Origin of the sequence: Anaerovibrio sp. (genome assembly GCF_024697385.1) — a bacterium.
In the GTDB taxonomy this organism is placed as follows: domain Bacteria; phylum Bacillota; class Negativicutes; order Selenomonadales; family Selenomonadaceae; genus Anaerovibrio.
Genome location: NZ_JAILFV010000007.1, coordinates 1 through 6843, shown reverse-complemented (window position 1 = coordinate 6843; position 6843 = coordinate 1). Strand labels below are relative to the sequence as shown.

Here is a 6843-nt window from a genome sequence, read left to right as displayed (position 1 = left end):
GCTCCATGCAAAAAAAATGATTATATTACCTATGGGGTATTTAACCATTATTACAAGATTACTGATGAAATGCTGCTTGCTTGGAGGAAAATTATGCAGCAGGTAACCACTTCACGGTTGCTGCTAAAATCCCAGCTTTTGGTCAGTCCTTCTGCTCAGGAGTTTGTATGGGAAAGACTGAAAAAAGCTGGGTTGGATATAGGTCGAATTGAGTTGGAGCCGGCTACTAATACATATATGAACCGTTATTTGGATGTGGATATTGCCCTTGATACATATCCTTATCCAGGGGGTGGAACTACCTGTGATGCCCTATATATGGGGGTACCGGTAATCAGTATGTATGGTTCCAGGCGAGGTTCCCGTTTTGGGCTGAGCATATTGAATAATACGGGATTGGGAGAATTGGCTGTAGCCAATTTTGATGATTATATAGAACGGGCAGTTGGATTGGCCGGTGACTATGAGCTTTTGGATACGCTGCATAAAAATTTGCGCAGAATGATGCAGTCTGCACCTATAATGGACAGCAAAAAATATATCAATGAGCTGGAATCGGCGTATGAGTCCATTTTAGCAGGAATTTACCGATTTTAGTGGAATACTATATATTTAGAAATAAAAATGGAGGGTAGTTTTATGGGGAGCTTTAAGAATAAAATCAACAACAATAAAAAGAAGAAAAAGAATAGTGCATTGGCCAGTGAATTGATCCTTTTAAAAAAGAAAATGAAAAAGCAATATGAGGATGGGGAATATGTAGAGGCCATGGATACCATGGCAGAAATTGCCCAACATAAAAAAATGGATCCTGAAATAATGTTTATGGGTGCCAATTGCTATTTCAACACAGGTGATTATGAACGGGCGGCAAAATGGACAAACCATACACTGGAATATGATCCACGGAACATAGGGGCAAGATTGCTTCTGAGCCGTTTGTGTTTTGTACAGGATAAGATGGATGATGGTTTTAAATTGTTGAATTTTGTGTTGGAGCATTTTGTTGAAGCATTGTCTGAAAAGGATCAGGTGCTTTTGATGGATATGCTTGAATACTGCCATGATAATATGCCGGATATGATGGAACAATATCCTGCCCTAGTGGATTATTTCAATGCGCATTATGTGGCTCCGGAAATACCTGGTGTACAGGCTTCAATTCAGGATATGCTGGAAGCCTCCCTGCCACCTAAATCCGTAGAAAATAATATTGAGGATGAAGGTAAAACAAAAGCCCAGGCAGCGGTGGACAGGCTGAAGTCACTGCTTAATAAGAGCAGGGGGAATAAGACAGATGGTATGCAGGCTAATAGCGATGTAACCCCTGCGGGAAATCATTTTAACCGAAATTCTGATGAATCGCCGGAGACAATCAGGCGCAAGGTAATGGAAAGCACTATTTCCCTTAGGGATAAGATTCAAAGTCTCAACAATTTTGCTGGTGGGATGTATATAAATGATGATTATGATGGAGCCTTTTATCTGTTGAAGCAGGCTTTGGAGCTGGATGCAAAAGATCCGTTTGTGCTCAAAAATATGGCTTATGTATTAGTGGCCATGAAGGACAAGGACAAGGCCATGGAATACGCAGCGGCCATGCCAATGGCTGATTTTGGCCTGCTTAAAGCAATTAAGGGGCATTGCCATGGATGATGGAAAGAAAATATTAATTTACACAACTGAATTGGGCCATCCTTCAATGAAGCGGATTACCAATGATATTGTTCAGGGATTTGCCCAGTTGGGATTGGAGCTTGTGTTGGCAGATATTAATGATGCTTCCGTAATGTTGGGGGCCAGACATCTGCTGTTAAATGATCAGATTTCCTTTAGCGTAGGTGTAAATAATACCGGTAAGTATATGGTGGATAATGATGGGCATTGCCTGTATGAATATCTTGATGTTCCATTTGTATCCATTATGTTGGATGCACCTTATAATGTAGCCACGGATGATATCGGGTTTCCTTGCAGGAACCATTATGTGTGTGTGCTGGACAAAACCCATCAGGAGGCTTTAAAGATATGTTATCCCCGGACGCATTTTGCCGGCAGTATGCTGTTGCCATTAGGGGGGAGCTCCAGTGCTAATGAAGACGAGATATTCAGCAGTGATCGTCTGTTGGATGTGGTTTATAGTGCTACAATTTATCATGGCGGTGATTTTAAACCTGCCTGGGCTGAGGATGATACCAATCCTTTTGTAGTAAAAATACTAAAGGATGTTGTGGATTATATGTTGATGTATCCAGTAAGTATGCTGGATGCTTTTGATGTAGTATTAGAAGATCGTGGCTTATGTGGTAAGGACTATATCAACAAATTTACTCCGTATATGTTCAGCTTGTTTTTTTATGTAAAGCATCGGCGACGCTATAATGCTTTGGAAGCCCTCAGCAGGGAAGGTATAACTGTTGATGTTTATGGTTCTGGTTGGGAATTGGTGCCGTTTGCAGATAAATTAAGACTTCATGGGGAGACTCCTTATGAGGAAGTTCTGGAGGCTATTTCAAAAGCCAAGGTGGTGTTTCAGGACCAGGCTGAATTCAACAATGGTGGCCATGATCGGGTGTTTACGGCTATGCTTCATGGTGCTGCAGTAGTGAGTGAATACAGTACTTATCTGGAACAAAAATTTGAGGCAGACAAGGATATATATCTTTTTGACTGGAAAAATATCTCAAGCAGGTTACAGATCGTCAAGGATTTGATAAGTGATGAATCGATGCGTTTGTCCACGGCCATCAGTGCCTATGGTAAAGCCAGTGCTCATCATCGTTGGGTAAACCGTGCTGCCGGGATAATGGAAATGATGTCTGTTTTGCGGGGTAATTAATTTTGAAGAAGATAATAGCTTTTATAGTGGCAGAGGGAAATCATCCGGCATTGCATCGCAATTCCATGGAAATAGGTAGGAGCTTTCAAAATCTGGGATGTGATGTGGAGCTGATATATCTAAATGACCCGTCGGCCATGCAGCGGGCATATGATCTGATGCAGGCCGGAAAAGTATGGTTTTCAATTGGGATTAATGATACCGGTGCATTTTTGCAGACGGCCCCGGAGCATTATGTCTTGGGAGATATTTCTGTTCCCTATGTGTCTGTATTACTGGATGCACCGTATAATGCTGCCAATGGTGATTTGGGGTTCCCATGTTTGAAACATTATTTGTGGGTGCTGGATAAAAGCCATATCGGTGCCATAAAATACAGATTTCCCAATAAGCAGTTTGCAGGTGAAATATTTCAGCCTCTTGGGGGGGATGCCTTCCTGGATAGTGATGAATTATTCAGCGTTGAACGGGATATGGATGTAGTATTCAGTGCCAGCATGTTTGAGGATGGCAGAGTTAAGGAATACTGGAAGGAACAGACGGCAAATCCGTTTATAATCCGTATTTTGGATGATGTGGTGGATTATATGCTGCAAAAACCTGTGAGTCTTATTCCTGCAGTCAGGTATGTTCTGGAAGACAGGGGCCTTATTGGGCAGGAATATGTAAATGCCTTGGCTCCATACTTTCATGGAGTATTTTTCTATGTAAAGATGAAGCGTCGGTATCGTACATTGGAAATATTGTCCCGCAAGGGATTGACCATAGATGTGTTCGGGCCTGGTTGGGAAAATGTACCTTTTGCCGGGAAGTTAAGGCTGCATGGCAAAACCTCATATGATGAAGTTTTGGCGGCCTTTGCCAGAGCAAAGGTGGTAGTTCAGGATCAGGCTGAGTTTAATAATGGTGGGCATGACAGGGTTTTTACGGCTATGCTAAATGGTGCCGCCGTTGTCAGTGAATACAGCAGTTATCTGGATGCACAGTTTGATGATGCCCGCGAGCTCTGTATGTTTGATTGGAGTAGTGCAGATCAACAGCTGGATATAGTTGAGGAGCTTATAGGTAATGAACCAAAAAGATTGGCCATGGCTGTTGCAGCATACGGCAAAGCCAAGGCCAATCACAAGTGGGAAAATCGGGCAGTTAATATACTGGAAATGTTGTCCGTCAATGAATGACTATTTTAATATACAATTGGAGTCATGGGATAGCTCTGCTACTGGCAGTTCCTTTATGCGCAGTCGCTGCTTCATAAGCCATGGCATCAGCAGTGCCTCCCCCATAAAGCCAATGATACGGCTGTGAGGAGGCTTTGGCAGCTGTGTAAAATCAATGCGGTTGGCAGCTTCCAGAATTATTGGGAACAACCAGCTGCAATAGGCATCAAAGACATGACGACGGGTGATGAACATATTGAAGGCATGACCGGAGTTGTGCCTTGACAGTGCAAATAAGAAGGCATCTTCGTAGTCCGGAGCAATATTTTTTATTACTTCAAGAAAGATTGCCTTGGCTGTTTCATAGAAATCATATCCCAGAAATTTACGGAAGCAATCTTCGGTGTTCCCATAAGGAATACTTCGACGCAGTATGATGTCACAGCTTTGTAATAGTTTTTCTGTTGAGGCTTCATCAAGATAGTTAGTACTGTCAGCGATGTAATTATCCGCCGGTTCATTTACAAAGAAACGATGATAATGGGCTGTACCGATTATATCCGAATTGGTATTTTTCCACATCCAGTAAATAGCAGTAAGCTCATTAATGTATGGGTTGAGAAAGGAAATATTTTCTCCGGTATCATCGCCAGGCAATCCAAAGCCGGCTGAACCGTTTTTCCCGGCATGGATGGGATGATATATATTTGGAAGCTCTGGGAGCTTATATGGTTTGTGGCAAATAACATATAACTCAATATTGTTTGCTATTTTTTCAAGAATAAGCCAACTGGTATTTTGGGCATCGAACCAGGTTGCCTTTAAATTTAGTCCTTTGTAATCAAGGCTTTGGAGTTTTTCCTGGACAGAAGAATTCCTTTCAACCTGGAAGATGGCATATTTCCATGAGCCATAGGTGTTATTGATTATCTGGATATATTCATCGTACAAGCGAACTTTCATTATCAACAATAAATCAAAATACTGTAACATGACATCCTGAACATCATGGTATGTGCGATTATAGATATTGTCCCATAGAGGCCAATATTCCCTGCCGGTGATGCCAACCAAGTCCAGTTCTTTGGGGATTGACAGTCCATAATCATTTACTTCAGCATAGTTTTTTCGGTTTCGGGTGGTGCTAACGCCATCGGCAAAATACAGATCCATATCTAGGATACGGTGTATATTATGCTCATTGATAAATTTCAGCAGGCTCTGCTCATCATCTACATTGTATTCCACTTTATTGCGCAAATGATGAATATAGGTGTCGTAGGATATGATTTTGAATTGGGGAATTCTGGCTTTGGCACAGGTAATATATATATTGTTAAAGTTGTTGGAGTCACTAATTATCACGAAATCAAAATTTAAATCAGTGATTTTTTTTACATTTATAATTGGTACATTTTGATTGTTTAAATTAATCGATTTTGTTTTTATGTGGTTTTCATTTAATACACTGATGGCTATGACAGAGTCACCTGTAAAATCCATATTATGTATATCTTTCAAACCAAATATAATAATTTTTCTGTTCATAGCAGTACTCCTGATAAGTATAAATATTGATTTTATCTTACTAAAGGTTTTCACAAAAAACAAGAAGTCATTATGAAAGGATTGTTTTATATGATATTTGAATTTTCTGTGCCACATGGTCCCGGCACCAGAACCAGAAAAGCAACAATAGATGATAAAACGGCATGGCTGGTTGCAACAGTTGGTGAAGGCTCTTATGTGGGTGGGGCATGTTTGGAAATGGGCTCTACCCGCTGTCATATTTTAATTGGCAGATATTGTTCCATTGCCCATCGAGTGACATTTGAAGTGGGATTAAATCATGATTATCACTATGCAACGACCTATCCTTTTGATGATTTTGAAATCGGTGACCCGGTAAATGCTAACCATTTTGATGATGCAAACAAAAATCAGGTCGTTATTGGCAATGATGTATGGATCGGTTGTGATGTAATAATACTGGGTGGCGTACATATTGGCAATGGTGCAGTGATTGGAGCGGGAACAGTAGTTGCAAAGGACATTCCTCCGTATTCCGTTGTGGTAGGCAATCCTGCCCGGGTGATAAAGTACCGCTTTGAGCAAGATGTTATTCAGCGGTTACAGAATATAAAATGGTGGTATTGGCCGGTTGAGGAGATTAAGACCAAGTATCAGCTCATGAAGAATGTGGAGGAATTTTTACTATCCAGTGATAATTTTAGTAACCATGAAGCTCCTGATAATGCTGTAGAAACTTTAAAGCAGCTTAAGGAAGATGGTTATTATATTTATTATATGGCAGTAGATTTTCAGTTTCCTGATCAAATATGGGATAGTGTTTTAAATGAATTTTTGGATAATTTTACGGTGAATGATAGTGTATTACTGGTTATTGAATTGGTAGGCCGTACAGATGACATTATGTTGGGGAAAATGTCTAAAATGGTAGAATCCCGGGGAGAGGATGCTCCTATAGTAATAACTCATGAAAATATCAACTTTGTAAATGTAGACTTACTACATTTGGTAGATACTTATATTACTACTAAAGACAGCTATTCGTCAGTTATAGTAGATTTCTTGTCCGAATCCAATACAGATATAATATATGGGTTGGATCATGGCGGACATATTTTTAAAAATTATATTGCAATGCAAAAAAATAATATTAAATGAATGGTGTTTGGTAATTATAACGAGCTTTAAGATGTCCCCCTTCCTCTTTAGGTGGGGGAAAACAAACTACAACAGCTGGCGAGCATATCTCCCAGCTCGTTGAAACGCTAATTGGAAGATTTTTCTTCTAAAGAAGAAAAATTTGAACAATGGCGT

General features: G+C 40.3%; 5 protein-coding genes and 1 pseudogene. 5 read left to right on the top strand and 1 reads right to left on the bottom strand.

The features are described from left to right. The 4 genes and pseudogenes from K6C05_RS00510 to K6C05_RS00495 form a co-directional block, all read left to right on the top strand. Positions 1-597: pseudogene (locus K6C05_RS00510) on the top strand (hypothetical protein); the annotation flags it as partial. A 42-nt stretch (positions 598-639) separates the two neighbouring features. Further along, on the top strand, positions 640-1656 hold the full coding sequence (locus K6C05_RS00505) for a tetratricopeptide repeat protein (RefSeq protein WP_296730313.1): 1017 nt from the start codon (positions 640-642) through the stop codon (positions 1654-1656). Next, complete coding sequence (locus tag K6C05_RS00500) at positions 1649-2839, top strand: glycosyltransferase (protein WP_296730312.1); 1191 nt, start codon at positions 1649-1651, stop codon at positions 2837-2839. Before K6C05_RS00505 ends, K6C05_RS00500 begins: the two co-directional genes overlap by 8 nt. Before the next feature lie 2 nt (positions 2840-2841). After that, a complete protein-coding gene (locus K6C05_RS00495; RefSeq protein WP_296730310.1) occupies positions 2842-4020 on the top strand; it encodes a glycosyltransferase in 1179 nt (392 codons plus the stop codon). Here the strand turns inward: K6C05_RS00495 and K6C05_RS00490 are convergent, their stop codons facing one another. Next, positions 4021-5547 (bottom strand): DUF4422 domain-containing protein, encoded by a 1527-nt coding sequence (locus K6C05_RS00490; protein WP_296730308.1) that lies wholly within the window; start codon positions 5545-5547, stop codon positions 4021-4023. A gap of 90 nt (positions 5548-5637) precedes the next feature. Here K6C05_RS00490 and K6C05_RS00485 point away from each other — a divergent pair, with 90 nt between their 5' ends. After that, entirely contained in the window at positions 5638-6687 is a 1050-nt protein-coding gene (locus K6C05_RS00485; RefSeq protein WP_296730306.1) for a CatB-related O-acetyltransferase, read from the top strand. Positions 6688-6843 lie beyond the last annotated feature (156 nt).